Origin of the sequence: Nodosilinea sp. FACHB-141, assembly GCF_014696135.1 — a bacterium.
Lineage (GTDB): Bacteria > Cyanobacteriota > Cyanobacteriia > Phormidesmidales > Phormidesmidaceae > Nodosilinea.
The window spans coordinates 247217-264545 of record NZ_JACJPP010000015.1 but is presented as its reverse complement, the minus strand read 5'-3'; the positions used below and the strand labels follow the sequence as shown (position 1 = coordinate 264545).

The 17329-nt window shown below is 56.1% G+C and carries 15 protein-coding genes; 9 read left to right on the top strand and 6 right to left on the bottom strand.

Features of this window, described 5'->3' with window-relative positions; all coding sequences use genetic code 11:
• Position 1: 1 nt before the first annotated feature.
• The 4 genes from sufD to H6F59_RS17360 form a co-directional block, all read right to left on the bottom strand.
• On the bottom strand, positions 2-1327 hold the full coding sequence (sufD, locus tag H6F59_RS17375) for a Fe-S cluster assembly protein SufD (RefSeq protein WP_190702821.1): 1326 nt from the start codon (positions 1325-1327) through the stop codon (positions 2-4).
• Positions 1327-2115 carry a Fe-S cluster assembly ATPase SufC gene (gene sufC / locus H6F59_RS17370; protein WP_190702818.1) on the bottom strand — a complete coding sequence of 263 codons (789 nt, stop codon included), beginning with the start codon at positions 2113-2115 and terminating at the stop codon, positions 1327-1329. Before sufC ends, sufD begins: the two co-directional genes overlap by 1 nt.
• A 183-nt stretch (positions 2116-2298) precedes the next feature.
• Positions 2299-3738, bottom strand: a complete 1440-nt coding sequence (gene sufB / locus H6F59_RS17365; protein ID WP_190517274.1) for a Fe-S cluster assembly protein SufB — start codon at positions 3736-3738, stop codon at positions 2299-2301.
• Between the two features lie 62 nt (positions 3739-3800).
• Positions 3801-4160 (bottom strand): ferredoxin-thioredoxin reductase catalytic domain-containing protein, encoded by a 360-nt coding sequence (locus tag H6F59_RS17360; RefSeq protein WP_190517277.1) that lies wholly within the window; start codon positions 4158-4160, stop codon positions 3801-3803.
• 202 nt (positions 4161-4362) lie between these two features.
• Between H6F59_RS17360 and sufR the strand changes: the two genes are divergently transcribed.
• From sufR to H6F59_RS17345, 3 genes are all read left to right on the top strand, one after another.
• Positions 4363-5025 (top strand): iron-sulfur cluster biosynthesis transcriptional regulator SufR, encoded by a 663-nt coding sequence (sufR, locus tag H6F59_RS17355; protein ID WP_190702815.1) that lies wholly within the window; start codon positions 4363-4365, stop codon positions 5023-5025.
• A gap of 388 nt (positions 5026-5413) precedes the next feature.
• Positions 5414-5680 carry a hypothetical protein gene (locus tag H6F59_RS17350; RefSeq protein ID WP_190702813.1) on the top strand — a complete coding sequence of 89 codons (267 nt, stop codon included), beginning with the start codon at positions 5414-5416 and terminating at the stop codon, positions 5678-5680.
• A 166-nt stretch (positions 5681-5846) separates the two neighbouring features.
• Entirely contained in the window at positions 5847-6620 is a 774-nt protein-coding gene (locus H6F59_RS17345; protein WP_190702810.1) for a PspA/IM30 family protein, read from the top strand.
• Positions 6621-6708: 88 nt separating this feature from the next.
• Here the strand turns inward: H6F59_RS17345 and H6F59_RS17340 are convergent, their stop codons facing one another.
• Complete coding sequence (locus tag H6F59_RS17340) at positions 6709-8259, bottom strand: GGDEF domain-containing protein (RefSeq protein WP_190702807.1); 1551 nt, start codon at positions 8257-8259, stop codon at positions 6709-6711.
• Positions 8260-8522: 263 nt separating this feature from the next.
• Between H6F59_RS17340 and H6F59_RS17335 the strand changes: the two genes are divergently transcribed.
• The gene (locus H6F59_RS17335) at positions 8523-9698 is read left to right on the top strand and encodes an LL-diaminopimelate aminotransferase (RefSeq protein WP_190702804.1); all 1176 of its coding nucleotides are present in this window, start codon (positions 8523-8525) and stop codon (positions 9696-9698) included.
• Between the two features lie 375 nt (positions 9699-10073).
• Complete coding sequence (locus H6F59_RS17330; protein WP_190702801.1) at positions 10074-10484, top strand: response regulator; 411 nt, start codon at positions 10074-10076, stop codon at positions 10482-10484.
• A gap of 135 nt (positions 10485-10619) precedes the next feature.
• Here H6F59_RS17330 and H6F59_RS17325 read toward each other — a convergent pair whose 3' ends face one another.
• Positions 10620-10820 carry a hypothetical protein gene (locus H6F59_RS17325; protein ID WP_190517303.1) on the bottom strand — a complete coding sequence of 67 codons (201 nt, stop codon included), beginning with the start codon at positions 10818-10820 and terminating at the stop codon, positions 10620-10622.
• A gap of 309 nt (positions 10821-11129) precedes the next feature.
• On the opposite strand from H6F59_RS17325, the gene uvrC reads away from it, so the two are divergent.
• From uvrC to H6F59_RS17305, 4 genes are all read left to right on the top strand, one after another.
• Positions 11130-13028, top strand: a complete 1899-nt coding sequence (uvrC, locus tag H6F59_RS17320; protein ID WP_190702798.1) for an excinuclease ABC subunit UvrC — start codon at positions 11130-11132, stop codon at positions 13026-13028.
• Positions 13029-13433: 405 nt separating this feature from the next.
• Complete coding sequence (locus H6F59_RS17315) at positions 13434-13913, top strand: ABA4-like family protein (RefSeq protein WP_190702794.1); 480 nt, start codon at positions 13434-13436, stop codon at positions 13911-13913.
• 133 nt (positions 13914-14046) lie between these two features.
• Entirely contained in the window at positions 14047-15714 is a 1668-nt protein-coding gene (locus H6F59_RS17310) for an ABC transporter substrate-binding protein (protein WP_190702791.1), read from the top strand.
• A gap of 123 nt (positions 15715-15837) precedes the next feature.
• The gene (locus H6F59_RS17305; RefSeq protein ID WP_190517313.1) at positions 15838-16866 is read left to right on the top strand and encodes an ABC transporter permease; all 1029 of its coding nucleotides are present in this window, start codon (positions 15838-15840) and stop codon (positions 16864-16866) included.
• Positions 16867-17329 lie beyond the last annotated feature (463 nt).

Genomic DNA, 17329 nt, shown 5'->3' with positions numbered 1-17329 from the left:
GTCAGGACCACTGGGCGATGGTGGCAGCCAGACGCGATCGCAGCGTTTCAACCGGTATCCTGTCTAAGATCTCCATAGCAAAAGCATAGATCAGCAATCGCTGGGCTTGGGGAGCGCTAATGCCGCGACTTTGCAGGTAAAAAATCTCGTCTGACTGAAGCTGGCTCACCGTCGCCCCGTGGGCGCACTTGACGTTGTCAGCCACGATTTCGAGCTGAGGTTTGGTATCGACCCGAGCTTGGTCAGACAGCAGCAGGTTGCGGTTGAGCTGGCTAGCGCTGGTGAGCTGGGCTTTTTGAGCCACAGCTACGCGCCCGTTAAAAACGCTGTGGGCTCTGCCATCGACAATTGCCTTGTGCTCCTGCTCCATGATCCCGTGGGGATGGCTGAGGGCGACGAGACTGTGGGTATCGGCCTGTTGAGTGTCGGCGATCGCCGCCAATCCGTAGAGCCTAGTGGTGGTTTGCTCCCCGGTTTGGTAAACCTCCCAGTTGTGGCGAGCCAGTTTGGCGCCAAACCCGGCGGCGGTGCCGATGTATTGGCTATCGCGGGCCTGGGTTACCACAGTCTTGCCGATGTGAAAGGTGCCCGCGCCCTCTCGCTCGATGCGGCTGTGGGTAATTTGGGCGTTGGCGTCGAGCCACAGTTCGGTGACGGCATTGGTGAAGTGGGTTGCCGTTGAATCGCCCCAATAATCTTCTACCAAGGTAAGGGCACTACCCGACTCAGCGACCACCAAACAGCGAGGCTGAACGAACAGAGAATCGCCCTGCGCCTGGGATACATAAATAATTTGAATCGGAGTTTCAACCACCTGGTTGCGAGGCAGCCAAACCACCACAGCATCCGCAAAGCCTACGGTGTTTAAGGCTGTGAACACTTCGTGGTTGCCGCTGGCCTGAGCGAGGCGTTCGGCCAATTGGCTCTGGAGTTCGGGGCGATCGCCCAGTGAACCAACAATTGCCCCTTCTGACAATCCATGGAGTTGAGACAGCTCGCGGCTGACTCGTCCGTTAACAACCACCACCTGAGCGCCAGCAGTTTCTGACAGGCGCAGCTCAGCAATATCGGCCTCAGTGACAAAAGACTCTCCAGCCGTGGCAAAGTCGATGCCCAACATTGCTGACAGGTCGGTGAAGCGCCAGTCTTCTTGTCGGGTCGAGGGAAAGGTTTGCTCGTTTAGGAAGGAGGCGGCGCGCGATCGCACCTCAGCCAGTACCAAGCTCTCGGGCACAGCCGCCTGGGCGATCTGGACCAACCCTTTCAGGTAAGCATCGCGCTGGTCAGCCGTTCTTAGCACGCTCACGTCAGACACCGAACTTGCCATTACGCCGTCACCCCCGTGCGAAATTCCTCCAGCACCCACTCGTAGCCACGCGACTCTAGCTGCTTAGCCAGGTCTTTGCCGCCGGTCGTAATGATGCGACCGTCAGCCATCACGTGGACAAAGTCGGGCACGATGTAATCGAGCAGCCGCTGATAGTGGGTAATCAGCACCACGGCATTGTGAGCGTTGGCCAGCTGGTTTACCCCACCGGCCACAGTTTTGAGCGCGTCAATATCGAGCCCTGAATCGGTTTCATCCAGAATCGACAAGGCCGGTTCTAGCAGCGCCATTTGCAGAATTTCGTTGCGCTTTTTCTCGCCGCCCGAGAAGCCCTCGTTGACGCTGCGATCGAGAAACGACGCATCCATCTTCACCAGGTCCAGCTTCTCTTCGATCAGGTCGTCGAAATCAAATACGTCGATTTCGTCTTCGCCCCGGGCTTTGCGGTGGGCATTAAAGGCCACCCGCAAAAAGTCACGGTTGCTGACGCCAGGGATTTCGAGCGGGTACTGGAAGGCGAGAAAGATACCGGCAGTGGCGCGATCGTGGGGATCTAGCTCAAGAACGTCCTGTCCTTTAAAGTGAATCTCCCCAGCGGTAACTTCATAGTCTGGATGGCCGGCCAGCACCTTAGAGAACGTGCTCTTACCCGAGCCGTTGAGACCCATAATGGCGTGAATTTCCCCCGCCCTTACCTCCAGGTTCAGACCCTTGAGAATTTCGGTGCCATCTACGGTGGCGCGGAGGTCGCGTACCGAGAGAACGATTTCGCTGTTGTCGTTAATCATGGTTCCTTTCCCGTAGGGTGGGCACCGCCCACCATGCTCCTGCGCGTTGAAATTTGAGATTTGCGATTTTAGATTGGGAGTTCTGTCTCTCACCGAGAATTCGTAGGGTGCATTCGCGAAGCAATGCACCATCCCCACCGAGATCCCCGCAGGTGCATTGCGTTGCGAATGCACCCTACCCATCTACCCAACGGTGTTTTCTAGCTTCAGTGCCAGCAGCTTGTCCGCCTCAGCGGCAAACTCCATGGGCAGCTTGTTAAACACATCGCGGCAAAAGCCGCTGATGATCATCGACACCGCATCTTCCGGCGAAATGCCCCGCTGGGCAAAGTAGAACAGCTGGTCTTCCCCGATTTTAGAGGTTGAAGCTTCGTGCTCCACCTGGGCAGTGCTGTTCTGCACCTGAATGTAGGGGAACGTGTTAGCTCCAGAGGTATCACCAATCAGCATCGAGTCGCACTGGGAGTAGTTGCGCGCCCCGGTGGCTTTAGGGCCAATTTTCACCAAGCCTCGGTAGCTGTTCTTTGAGTTCGCTGCCGAAATGCCCTTAGAGATAATGGTGCTGCGGGTGTTTTTGCCCACGTGCACCATTTTGGTGCCGGTGTCGGCCTGCTGCATGTTGTTCGTCAACGCCACTGAGTAAAACTCACCCACGGAGTTGTCGCCCACTAGCACGCAGCTGGGATACTTCCAGGTGATAGCCGAGCCAGTTTCAACCTGAGTCCAAGAAATTTTAGAGTTCTTCCCAGCGCAGAGGCCGCGTTTGGTGACGAAGTTGTAGATGCCGCCCTTGCCGTTTTCGTCCCCGGCGTACCAGTTCTGAACGGTGGAGTAGTTGATGCTGGCATCATCCATGGCAACCAGTTCAACGACCGCAGCGTGGAGCTGGTTGCTGTCGTACATGGGGGCTGTGCAGCCCTCAAGATAGGTCACCGAGCTACCGGCTTCGGCCACAATCAGCGTGCGCTCAAACTGGCCGGAGTCGCCGTTGTTAATGCGGAAGTAGGTAGACAGATCCATCGGACACTGGGTGTCTTTGGGAATATAGACAAAGGAGCCATCGCTAAACACCGCCGAGTTGAGCGCCGCGAAGTAGTTGTCGCCTACGGGAACCACCGTACCGAGGTATTTCTGCACCAAGTCGGGGTGCTCTTGTAGCGCCTCAGAGATCGAGCAGAAGATGACGCCCGACTCCGCCAGCTTTTCTTTGAAGGTGGTGGCCACCGACACGCTGTCAAAGATGGCATCGACTGCCACGTTGGCCAGCCGCTTTTGCTCCGAGAGGGGGATGCCTAGCTTCTCGAAGGTGTCAAGCAGGGTAGGGTCTACTTCATCCAGACTGCCGAGTTTTTTGGGCTGGGTCTTGGGGGCCGAGTAGTAGACGATATTTTGGTAGTCGATGGGCGGATACTTGACGTTAGGCCAGGCAGGCTCTTTCATCGTCAGCCACTTGCGGTAGGCCTTCAGCCGAAACTCCAGCATGAAAGCTGGCTCATTCTTTTTGGCTGAGATCATGCGCACCACGTCTTCGCTGAGGCCGCGAGGAATGGCGTCGGCCTCAATGTCGGTAGTGAAGCCGTACTTATAGGGCTGGCTAACAAGGGTTTGAACGGAAGCACTCATGACGCGACTCTTTAGAACGGGCTGCACAATCGGGATTAGACGGAAATCTGACGAGCAGACGACTAGAACTTATTGGTTTCGGCGCGGATGGTCTCGAAGGTAATGTCTTGCTGCTCGCCCGCAAAGGGGTTATCGGGCGTGAGAAAGAGCATGCAGTGGCACTCTTTGCGCTCCTGCATGGGGATGCAGGGACAGTTCCAGTAGATGGCCTTGACCTCAGCCCCCTTGTCTTCGTAATGGCGACAAGGGCACAGGGGTGCGCCGAGGTCATCTTTGTGTTTGGCTAGACCTTCAAGTACCACAGCAGTCACACCAGCGTCAGAGCAGAAGTAGGTGCCGGTGCGCTTGGCGTAGCTCTGGGCAAAGTTGCGCATGAGCTCTAGGTTCTTGTCGGTGGCCTGGTTGGGTTTGAGGTCAGTCATTACGGGATTGGTACGCTACACAGCCCAATAATTTTATACAATTAAAGCAACTTTTAAGTTGTCTAACTGAATCTTAGACTAGTTTAACAACATAAAGGTTGTCAAAGTAGATTATCGTCCGATGGACTGGGATAACCCTAGTCTGGGTAGGTATAGTCTCCTGTGACTATGTCCTCTATAAGTCTTACTGTGGGCCAACGCCATGACCTCTGTGCAGCAACCCTCTACCTCTACAAAAGACGACATTTTGATGTATCTGCTCAGGCAGGGCGAGGCGACAGCCCATGACCTGGCAGAGCACTTTGAGGTGAGTGCCCAGGCCATTCGTCGCCATCTAAAGGATTTAGAAGCGGAAGCGCTGATTGAGCACCGAACGGTGCAGGAGGGCATGGGGCGACCTAACCACCTGTATCAGATCAGTGCCAAGGGGCGCGATCGCTACCCCGCTAAGTACGATGAATTTGCGCTCTCTCTGCTCGATACTATGGCCGCCACCATGGGCCAAGACCAGGTGGGCACCATGCTACGCAAACAGTGGGAGCGCAAGGCCCTAGAGTACCGCGATCGCATCGGCACCGGCAGCCTAGGCGAACGAGTGGCTCGGCTAGTGCAGATCCGCCAGGCCGAGGGCTACATGTCTGAGTGGCACGAGGTCAGCGATGGCGACGTGCGCCAGACCGGCCCTGGATACATCATCACCGAATACAACTGCGCCATTTCCCACATTGCGGAGTCGTTCCCCAGCGTTTGTGGCCACGAGCTAGAAATGTTTCAGGTGGCGCTGACCGATTGCACGGTGCAGCGCACCCATTGGCTGGTGAGGGGTGAGCATCGCTGCGGCTACCTGGTGCAGGGGCTCGACTAGAAGGCCCGAGCCGTTCAGTTTCAGGGCGGAGCCTTACCCATAAACCTGAGCAGGTGGGAATACGCTGTGGAGCGGGAGTTAAATATTTAGGGCCTGCTGCTGTGTACGGCGGCCGATAGCTGGGGCCTTAGCCCAGCAGTTTGAGAGTTAAAGCATCCAAAGTTCTGCGCAAAACGTAGATCTAGAACAACCCTCTCCAAATAAAGGCGGCGCTGGGCATTCCTAGCAGCCGCTTTTCTCCTTTTTGCAGGGCTTTTGCCAACCTCAGTAGGGTCTGACACTATGTAATGTATAGCGACCACCGCGCTTAGGAGAGTCCTTACCCTTGGCAAAAACTGAGGCAGCGCGATCGCTATAGCTGTCCTTTGACGTTTCCCCGCCTTGAACCATGCTTGACCAATCGCTCCAATTTCTCACTCCAGAAGAATCGTCGGAAGTCGACAAGGCGCTGCTGTCATCCCCCGAGAAATTTTTGGCCCGGCTGACCATCTCCACCAGCAAGCTGCTGCGAGTCATTGCCGCTGATACCAATACCCCCATCGACGCTTTGACCGCCGTGCAGATTATCCAGTGGTTTGAAAAAGACGCCAAGCTCAAGCGCGAGCAGGGGGTCAATGCGTCGGTGCTGAAGTGGGATGCGGAGAATTTGGGGTGAATGGGGAGGATGAGGGGATGAGGGAGATGGGGAAGATAAGGAGATGTCTTACCTCCTCCTCTTCTCTACCCTCCTCACCTTCCTTCCCTACCCCCCCGATCCCCTCTGACTTTCTGTAAACTAGGAAAGACCATCGCAACACCATAGATTAAGGAAGCAGCACGTCATGGGGTTATTTGATCGCGTTAGCCGAGTGGTTCGCTCTAACCTGAATGCGGCGGTGAGTTCGGCGGAGAATCCAGAGAAGATTCTAGACCAGGCCATCATTGACATGCAGGAAGACCTGGTGCAAATGCGCCAGGCGGTGGCGGGCGCGATCGCCAGCCAGAAGCGGGTGCAGCAGCAGTATGAGCGGGCTAGCAGTGAGGCCAACACCTGGCAACAGCGGGCTCAACTAGCCCTGCAAAAGGGTGATGACGAATTAGCAAAGCAGGCACTGCTGCGCAAGAAAACCCAGGCTGAAACCGCTGTTGCCCTCAAGACTCAGTTGGATGGCCAAAGCGCCACTGTGGACCAGCTCAAACGCAACCTGATTGGCTTGGAGAGCAAGCTATCTGAGGCCAAGACCAAAAAAGATATGCTCAAGGCGCGGGCCAGTGCCGCCAAGGCTAACGAGCAACTGCAAAACACCACCAGCAGCCTCAACACCGGCAGTGCCATGGCGGCCTTTGAGCGCATGGAAGAAAAGGTGCTGCAAATGGAGGCTAGATCTCAAGCGGCAGTAGAGCTAGCTGGAGCTGACTTGGAAAGCCAGTTTGCTTCCCTCGAAGCCGGTGGCGATGTGGACTCGGAGCTAGCAGCGATGAAGGCTCAGCTAGCGGGTGGCACCGTAGACCAGGGGCAGCTACCTGCCGCTCAGACAGCTATTCCCGTCACCGAGTCAACAGAAGTAGATGCCGAGCTAGAGCAACTGCGATCGCAGATTGACAAGCTTGACTAGACCTTGAAAGGGGTGCAGGGTTTAGGGTTAAAAGGCAGTCCCTAAACCTTGCACCAGCGATTACCCGCCGTGGCTTATGGCTAAGGGTTTAAGAGACCTCAGCCCTAGAGAGCATGTGGTCGACGCTGATGGCGCGATCGCGTCCGTGGTTTTTGGCCCAGTACAGTGCCTTGTCAGCCAGGGTAACCAAAGCTTGTGGGGTTTCACCGTGGTGAGGAAAGCTTGCCACACCTAGAGAAATACTGATCGGTGGCAGCGTTTGGCCATTGAAGGAATTAGTGACATACTTCACAGCCCGACGAATTTTTTCGGCTCGTTTTAGGGCGACTTCAGGGGTAGTGTCGAGCAGCACCATACAAAATTCTTCACCGCCGTAGCGACAGACGATATCCTGAGCTCGCACATGGCCCCGCAGCAGCATGCCAATATTTTTGAGCACGGCATCGCCTGCCTGGTGGCCATAGGTATCGTTGACAGCTTTGAAATGGTCAATATCGATCAAAATAATGCTGATATTTTGCTGTTTGGTGGCGTGGCACAGGCTGTTAAGCACGGTGTCGGCATGGCGGCGGTTGAGCAACCCCGTTAGCGGATCCTTTAGCGCCTGATCTTGCAGGTCTTCGAGCAGCAGCAGCCGCTGCATCACAAACAGAATTTGCTCCGACAGCTTTTTTAGCAGCGCCGTCTGCACCGAAGTAAAGGGGTCTGCCTCGGTCTGCACCAGCTGCACAATACAGGTGGTGTTATTCACCATGCCGAGCACGATGCACCTAGTAGCCTGTTGGGGGTAATGGCTTACCTGGCACTGGTGGCATTCTTGACCAATGCAGGACGGCTGAAACGGCAGTTGCTCCTGGGAATAGCAACACTGCTGTTCTACCACGGCTAAGGGCTTAGCATCGCCCCACTCGGTGAGAACTGTAAAGCTTTCAGAAGAGGTCGAAAACAGCACCAGACGCCCCGACTGATGCGGAAAAAAATAGGGCAAATAGGTCCCTAACAGCTGGCCCAACTGCTTGTAAGACAGGCACGACTGGAGCTGGGCCACCAAATCAGCCAACCGAGGATGGCCATGCTGAACGCGATCGTAGATAGCACCACCGGGGTTTAGCGTCACCACCCGCGACAGAAAATCGACACCGTCAAGGGGTGCACCCGCCGTCAGTCTGGGCGCCCCTGCATGCGGCAGCGATGGGGTAGCGGGTTGGGCTAGAGCCAGACACAAGAGCAGCTGCTGGGTGAGGTACTGAAGGGTTTTAATCTGCACCTCGCTTAGCCCATCTACGGCCAAGCCAGGCACATAAATTGTAAAGTTATACCGATGGTCGGTGCTGTGCAAACGCCCTACCAGCACTGGCATCGGGCTGGCTTCGGCAGGTAGACCCGATTGGCTGTGAGTGCTAAGGGAAAGCTGATCGCATTCTAGAAATGTTGCCTCCATCGGCTGGCTGGACAGCACCTCTCGCAGAGTGACAGCGGGCAGTTGACCGTAGTTCATTACCCCGCCGTGGCGCCAGTCGTCGCCCACCTGGACCGTTAGCGCTAGCTGAGGGGCAGACAGAGTCAGTGAGGTAAGCCGCAAAAAGTTGCATAGGGCTGGGTAGGCATCTCCTAAAGACGTAGGCCGGACTTGGTTCATGGCAGGGAGACCACCAGGCTAAAAGAGCATTAAAAAATTTGTAGAGAGCCCGATCGCTGATGAATGTATTATGCGTATCAATTTAAACCGCTGCCCTAAGCGAGAGGAAAACAACGCTTGACTGCGACTGATTCAGTAATCCCTCCAGAAGTCCCTAAAAATCGGGGTTGATACAAAGGTTTTATAATTAAGTATTCCCTGATCAATTCGTTCCGCCTAACTCTGTCCCACCAGCGGCAGACTGACCTAACTTCCCCAGCGCCATGCAAATCGCCCAGCGGATGATGCCTCTACAGGCCAACGTGTTTGCCGATATGGATCGGGCTAAGGCAGCGGCTCGAGCAACGGGCCAGTCGATTGTCGATCTGTCGTTGGGGTCGTCAGATTTGTCTACGCCAACCCATGTGTTAGAGGCGATCGCCACCGCCCTGAGCGACCCCACCACCCACGGCTACTGCCTATTTTCAGGGACTCAAGCGTTTCGTGAAGCCGCTGCTCGCTGGTATACCGATAAGTTTGATGTAGCCGTCGATCCTGAGACCGAGGTGCTTCTGCTAATCGGCTCCCAGGAAGGCACCGCCCACCTCCCCCTGGCAGTGCTCAACCCCGGCGACTTTGCCCTGCTGATGGACCCGGGCTACCCTTCCCACGCCGGGGGGGTGTACCTGGCCAACGGGCAGATTTATCCCATGCCTCTGATTGCAGAAGATGGGTTCTTACCCCGCTTTGCCGACATTCCTCTGGCGGTGTTGGAACAATCGCGACTGATGGTGCTGAGCTACCCCCACAATCCCACCACCGCCACGGCCTCGCTCGATTTTTGGCAAGAGGCGGTGGCTTTTTGTCAGCAGCACAACCTGGTGCTGGCCCATGACTTCCCCTACGCTGACCTAACCTTTACGGGGAAGCCAGCCATATCGGCCCTTCAGGCCGACCCCGACAAGACCTGCACCATCGAGTTCTTCACCATGTCGAAGTCTTACAACATGGGAGGCTTCCGGGTGGGGTATGCGATCGGCAACGCAGCGATCATTACCGCTCTGCGTCAGATCAAGGCCAACGTAGATTTCAACCAGTATCCCGGCATTCAGCGGGGGGCGATCGCTGCCCTCACCGGCCCCCAAGACACCGTACACAACATGGTTGCCACCTTTCGCCAGCGACGCGACACAGCGGTGGCGGCGTTAAATCGCATTGGCTGGGCGGTGCCTAAGCCCGACGCCACCATGTATCTCTGGGCCAAACTGCCCAACCCTTGGAGTGAGCGCTCTAAGGAGTTTTGTCTGCGCTTGGTCGAGCAGACTGGCGTAGCCTTGGCCCCTGGTATAGGCTTCGGCAAGGCGGGCGAGGGTTATGTGCGGATTGCCCTAGTGCATCCGCCGGATGTGCTAGAAGCGGCGATCGATCGCATTGCTGAATTTCTGCCAGGCGCTCCATAATCTGGCAGTCGGCGATAATCATTTGTATTCCGTAAACCGTTCAGGGCGTAGGCCTTACGGCCTAGTTGTGTCTACGCCAAAACCTCTACCAAGCTGCCTTACTACCCTGGTCGCAGCGGTGATATCGAACTTAGGTTTGATATAAAACTGTGATTAACGCTGTAAACAAACCTACAAAAGTCGTTACAGCGACTGAGTCACCAGTGAAGCACCCATTAAGATGTGAGTAACTGAGTTAAGGATTGCATTAACTTGCCTGGCTTTGACCTCATGCTGGGCTACGCCATTCATTAGTATCCAGGGTGCAACTCATTGGGTTATCAGAACGACTCGCGGTTCTGGTGGTGCCAGTTCTCAGAGTAGGATCTAAGGGTAATGGTGACATCTCCATCCAGCACTGCTGATGGTCAGCTTCGCATCGTTGTGGTAGAGGACGACAGGGGCAACCGTCTATTTTTTGCCGACTATCTCACCTACTCTGGGTTTAGGGTACTGGCGCTGCCCCATGGGCTAGACCTACAGCAGCATCTAAAAGAGTTTCAGCCCCATCTGCTACTGCTCGATCTAGGGTTGCCCGAAATTGATGGCTACACTCTGCTCCAACAGCTGCGATCGTCTGCTCCATGGCAAAATTTGCCCGTCATCGTTGTGTCGGGCTATGCCTTTGCCGAAGACCAGCAGCGCGCCTTGGCCTTGGGGGCGCAGCAGTACCTGGTCAAACCTATTGCCCTTCAGCAGCTCACCCAGGCGATTCACACCGTTGTGCGATCGCCCCAGTCAGAGTGAGCCACCGAGTTTAAGTCGAGCTTAGATTTGACCCGCTGGTTGAAAGGTTCGCGGGTTGGAACAGTAGTTTTGCAATGTTTCGACCCGCCAACGCTCTCCTAGCACCTTCAACTCTTCTGTAAACGCGGACCGACGCTACGACAGGCTGCCGCCCCCCGACCCCGACTGTTGCTCGGCCAGATAGCGCTCTACATCTCGGCTTAACAGCTGAACAGCTGCACCAATATCGGTAATGGTGTTCTCAAGCTGGGACGAAGTCGCCATGGCCGACTGGAGCTGGTTGAGAATATCTCTAATTTGCTCGCGATAGCGAGTTTCAAATTCTTGGGGAGTCATGTGGGCAAGATAGTGACAGGAACGATCAGGAACAGGATGTAATACTAACTACATCGAGGGCGAGAGGTTTCCAGAAAGAAACGCTTACAAAATCAATCTTTACAGTTCTAGCCGGGATCGCAAGCGACCATGAAGCAGGTATATAAACAACCTGCTCGAATGCGCACATATACTGAAGCCGGTAACGGGCCAACATGTGATCCAAACATATCACTCCTTTTTACGGCGGAAAACCGTCTGCCTAGGAGAATTTTGCGGCATGAAATTGCCGCTATCCTGGTTAGTACAGAGGTTTAGCTGCTAGCGCCTGTGACTTCGGTTCAACCCATCACCTTAGTTAACGACCCCGAGCGCCTTGAGGCGCGGCTTAAAGAGATTCCCAAAGAGCCGGGGGTCTACTTTATGAAAGACGGCCGTGACCAGACGCTCTACATCGGCAAGTCGAAGTGTTTGCGTACGCGGGTGCGATCGTACTTTCGCGACTTTCATGGCCACATGCCGCGCATTACCGTGATGGTGATGCAGATTGTCGATATCGAATTTATCGTTACCGACACCGAGGCCGAGGCCCTGGCCCTAGAAGCCAACCTGATTAAGCAGAATCAGCCTCACTTCAATGTGCTGCTGAAGGATGATAAGAAGTATCCCTACCTCTGCGTCACCTGGTCGGAAGACTACCCCCGCATTTTTATCACCCGCAAGCGGCGCAAGAGCCTGAAGGATCGCTACTACGGTCCCTACGTCGATGTGGGCCTGCTGCGCAGCACCCTGCATCTGGTGAAGCGGATATTCCCATTGAGGCAGCGACCTCAGCCCGTGCATCGCGATCGCCCCTGTCTCAACTACGACATTGGCCGCTGTCCCGGTGTCTGCCAACAGCTAATCTCGCCGGAAGATTATCACAAGACCCTGCAGCGCGTCGTCATGGTCTTCCAGGGCCGCACCACCGAATTAGTGGATATTCTCACCGCCCAGATGGAGAAGGCGGCGGAAGACCTCAAGTTTGAGCTAGCAGCCCGCCTGCGGGATCAAATCCGAGGCTTAGAGCGGCTCTGTGCCGATCAGAAGGTGGCGCTGCCCGATGACACAGTGTCAAGGGATGCGATCGCCCTTGCTGCCGACGACAAACACGCCTGCGTGCAGATCTTTCAGGTGCGGGCCGGTCGCCTAGTGGGCCGCCTAGGCTTCACCGCCGATGCCGAGTCGGGCACACCGGGCGAAATTCTCCAGCGAGTGCTGGAAGACCACTACCAAACCGTAGAAGCGGTCGAAATCCCGGCCCTGATTCTTGCCCAGCACGAGTTGCCCGAGGGCGACATGCTGACCCAATACCTCACCCAGCGCCGAGGCCGCAAGGTTTCCGTCGAGGTACCCCAGCGCCAAACCAAGGCCGAGCTGATTGAAATGGTCGAGCGCAACGCCCAGTACGAACTGGCCCGCACCCAAGCCGCCGCCGATCGCAACATTCAGGCTCTGCAAGATCTGGCGATCGCGATCGATCTGCCCGACCTGCCCAAGCGCATCGAAGGCTACGACATCTCCCACATCCAAGGTTCCGACGCCGTCGCCTCCCAGGTGGTGTTTGTCGATGGCATGCCCGCCAAACAGCACTACCGCCACTACAAAATCAAAAATCCCGAGGTGAAGCCGGGCCACTCCGACGACTTCGCTAGCATGGCCGAGGTGATTCGCCGCCGCTTTCGCCGCTACGCCACCGACCCCACGAAGCAACGCCTGGGCAACCCCGATTGGCCCGACCTAGTGATGATCGACGGTGGCAAAGGCCAGCTTTCGGCCGTGGTCGAAGTTCTAAAAGAACTCAACCTACTACAAGACATTAACGTCGTCAGCCTAGCCAAAAAGCGCGAAGAGATCTTCCTGCCCGGCGAATCGATCCCGCTGCCCACCGAAGCCGACCAGCCCGGCGTGCAGCTGCTACGCCGCCTGCGTGACGAGGCCCACCGCTTTGCCATCAGCTTCCACAGGAAAAAGCGGACGGATCGGATGCGGCGATCGCGCCTCTCTGAAATTCCCGGTCTGGGCCAGCACCGCCAGAAAGAACTACTGGCCGCCTTCCGCTCCATCGACTACATCCGCGAAGCTAGCCCTCAACAGCTCGCCACCGTCCCCGGCATTGGCCCCCAGCTGGCCCAGCAGATCTATGAGTACTTTCATCCCCAGGCGGAAGAGATTGAGGAGATGGTGTAAGGGAGTGATGGGGTGGAGAGTGGATGGGTGGGAGAGTGGATGAGTAGATGGGTAAGTGAGGAAGGTGAGGGTGGGAGCTGTAACCGCAGAGTTGAGTGTTACCTACAGACCCATTTGCAAGACAGAAGTTTAAACCGATGATTGGCCAATCCTTTCCGTTGGGTCCAGGGCGGCGGCACGGCCCTGGACGAGGGGGTCTGGGGACAATCGAAATGTCCCCAGCGGTTAATCTGGCTTTATCGCAAGGTCCGCTGCCCTCCGCCCGATTCTGCCCTAACCCATAGCTAAATTCCCTATTCTTCTGGCATGGAACCTGTAGCTCAAGTGGATGGTGCATTGCTGCGCGAATGCACCCTACGGGAACTGCTTACACTAAGGACAGTCCTCTAGAGCAACACTCCCCCTATGACCGTCGATGCCAATCTGCTAGAGCTGCTGTTTAGCAGCGCCAACCTCTTTGTGCTCCCCTTTTGGACCCTGATGATACTGGTGCCCAACACCAAACTCACCCGCACCGTTATGGGTTCTCTCCTCCCCTTTGCTGCCCTAGCCGGGCTATACCTGTTTCTCTTCGTCACCAGCTTTACCAACGTCGAAGGCATCGAGGCCCTCTCCGACCCCAACCTCAGCCTGAGCGACCTGGCAGCAGTCTTTGCCCAGCCCCACGTTACCGCCACCGGCTGGGTCCACTTTCTCGCCTTCGACCTATTCGTCGGTCGCTGGATCTACTGGCAAGGCCAGGAAAGCGGTGTCTTCACGCGCCATTCCCTCGCCCTATGTTTCTTTGCTGGCCCTCTAGGGCTGCTGTCACACCTATTCACCGATGCAGTATGGAAACGATTCGCAGGGGACAAGGTCGGTGAGCCCGTAGGGAATGAGGGGTAAGGAGTAAGGAGACCAACCTACCCATCCACCCCCTACCCATCCACTCCCCCACTCCCCCACTCCCCCACTCCCCCTAGTCCCCAAAGGGTGATACAACTATCCCAGTGTTGGCCAGTTAGCTAGATAAAACCTGATGAACTCTTTGGTGTCGTGGATGGGTAAAGGCAACAGAATTTGGGCACGGCAGCCTTGGCGGCGGGTGGTGCAGTTTATGGGACTGTTTGGGCTGGTATTTGCGATCGCCCTAGGCTGCGCCGGCAACGATCAACCCGCTGCCGATGCCCCTGCTGGTGATAGCGATGGCCGCGTTACCATTGGCACCACCCTCACCGCCCGCACCCTCGACCCCGCCGACGCCTACGAAACCTTTCCCGGCATTTTGCTCTATAACTTGGGCGATCGCCTCTACACCTACGAGCCTGGCACCACCAACCTGGTGCCCCAGCTCGCTACCGAGCTACCCACTGTCAGCGATGACGGCCTGACCTACACCATTCCCCTGCGGGACAATGTCACCCTCCACGATGGCACCCCGTTCAATGCCGAGGTGATGGCCTTTTCCATCCAGCGGTTTATGGAAAATGGCGGTCGCCCCGCTTACCTGCTGTCTGACAAAATTGCCACCGCCGAAGCCACGGGGGACTACGAGCTTACCCTGACCCTCAAAACCCCCTTTGCGGCATTCCCTGCCCTGCTGAGCTTCTCGGGCGTCACCCCGATCTCGCCCGAGAGCTACGAGATTGGCACCGGCAGCTTTAAGCCCGATAGCTTTGTCGGCACCGGCCCCTACAAGCTGTCGGGCTTCACCAGCGACTCAATCAAGCTCGACGTCAACCCCGACTACTGGGGCGACGCCCCTGCCAACCAGGGCATCGACATTCAGATCTTTACCAGCCCCGCCAACCTCTACAACACCTTTAGAACCGGCGGTCTTGATATTGCCTACCAAACCCTTGACCCCGAGCAGGTGGCGGCCCTTGAGCGCGAAGAAGGCTCCGGCGGCTGGCAGGTGATCGAGGCGGGCACCAACGTGATCAACTACATGGCCCTCAACCAAAAGATCACGCCGCTGAATGATGTCAAGGTGCGCCAGGCGATCGCCGCCATGATCGATCGTCCCCTGCTCAACGAGCGCGTCTTCCAGGGCCAGGCCGAACCCCTCTATAGCTTGATTCCCGCCAGCTTTGACATTGCTAAGCCGGTGTTCAAGGACGCCTACGGCGACGGCGACTTTGATAAAGCCAAAACCCTGCTCACTGAAGCCGGATTCTCAGAGGCTAAGCCACTGACTTTAGAAATCTGGTATCCCTCGGCCTCTACCACCCGCAGCATCGTTGCCAACACCCTCAAAGAATCGATCGAGGCGGGTCTGCCGGGCTTGGTGACGGTGAGCGTTCAAAACACTGAAGGGGCCACCCTCTGGGAAAACGTGGGCAAAGGAATTTACCCCATCGTTTTGGCCAACTGGTACCCCGACTACTACGACCCCGACACCTTCATTCAACCCTTTATGAGCTGCGAGAAAGGCAGCAACAACCTCTGCGAAGAAGGCCCATCCCAGGCCAACGGCTCGTTTTACTACAGCCCCGAAGCCAATCAGCTCGTGGCCAAACAGCAGGCCGAGCAAGACCCTGATGCCCGTCAGCAGGCGATCGCTGACCTCCAGCAAATGATGGTCGATGACGTGCCCTACGTCCCCCTATGGCAAAACAAAGACTACGTCTTTGCCCAGGACGGCATCGAAGGCGTGGCCGTGGAGCCCACGCAGCAGTTTCTGCTGTGGCAAATTTCGAGAGGATGAATGCACGAAGACGCGAGAATGTGAGTTCTAAATTTTGAGTTTTGAGTTCACGACTCAATTAACAACTCAAAATTCAAAACTAAACCCTCAAAACTTTCTCTGTCCCACTTTCCTCACTTCCCCATGTCCTCCCGTTCCGCTGCCCTGCGCTACTACATCTTCACTCGGCTGCTGCTGGCCCCGCTGATGATTTTGACCATCACTACGGTGGTGTTTTTGCTACTGCGGTCGACACCGGGCGACCCGGTAGATGCACTGCTGGGGGCGCGGGCTCCGGCGGCGGCGAAGGATGCGCTTAGGTCGCAGCTTGGCCTAGATCAGCCCTTGTTTATTCAATACTTGAGCTACCTGGGAGATTTGCTGCGGCTGGATCTGGGGTCTTCTCTCGCAACCCAGGGCCAAACCGTGTGGCAAATCATTCGAGCGCATTTTCCGGCCACGGTTGAGCTAACGGTATGCGGCATGCTTGTGGCCACGGTAGTGGGCGTCAGCGTTGGTGCCCTGGCGGCCTCGCGCCCCAACTCGCCGCTGGATGCGGGGGGACGGCTGTTTGGCATCATTACCTACGCCATTCCGATGTACTGGTTTGGCATGATTTTGCAGCTTATTTTTGCGGTGCAGCTGCGCTGGTTTCCCATTGGCACCCGCTACCCGCTGCGGGCCGCGCCCCCGACCGGGCCAACCGGGCTCTACCTGCTCGATAGCTTGCTGACCCTCGATTTTGGCGCATTCTTTACCACACTGTACTACTTGGCTTTGCCTAGCCTCACTCTAGGGATTCTAATCAGCGGGGTATTTGAGCGTATGGTGCGGGTCAACTTGAAGCAGACCCTGTCAGCAGACTACGTGGAGGCGGCTAGAGCGCGAGGCATTCCAGAGCGGCGCATTGTGCTGGTGCACGCGCTGAAGAATGCGATGATTCCGGTGATTACAATTTTGGGGCTAACTTTTGCCTCAATGCTGGGTGGTGCGGTGCTCACGGAGGTAACATTTTCGTGGCCGGGGCTAGCCAACCGCCTCTACGAAGCAATCTCCCAACGGGACTACCCGGTGGTGCAGGGGCTGATGGTGTTTTTCGCCATGATCGTGGCGGTGATCAGCATTGCGATCGATATTTTGAATGCCTATATTGACCCTCGCATTCGCTACTAGACGGGCTGGTTTGAGCTGTTGCCCCAATGATTGGATGGCTGCGATCACAACCCGTCAAAAGCGCAAAGCGTTGAAAACAATAAAGCCCAAGGCTCTGCCCCTAGGACGTCTAGAATCCTGTGCTTGAATACAGCCTTCCCAGTTGCTTTAGTCAAAGGATTGGCTAGGCAAACTAGTTTGATCTAGCACTTAGCCATAGCGGGAAAATCTGAATTGGGACCCAAATGCTGGAACCCGAGCCCCTCAACATTCTTTTCTTTTTCGCTCTTCTATCTTTGCTCTTTTGCACTCCTGCCCTTTTGAGCTTGCTGCCTCATTGGGCAATCCGAGGTGTAGCCTAGGAGTAGCGGGGTGCGCCAGCGAAGTGAGGAAGTATTTTTTAACACCCTTGGTTACATATCAATAACTAATTGTTGAGAAAAACAACGCTAGTTAACGTCTTCTAAAGACAGGTTTAGAGATT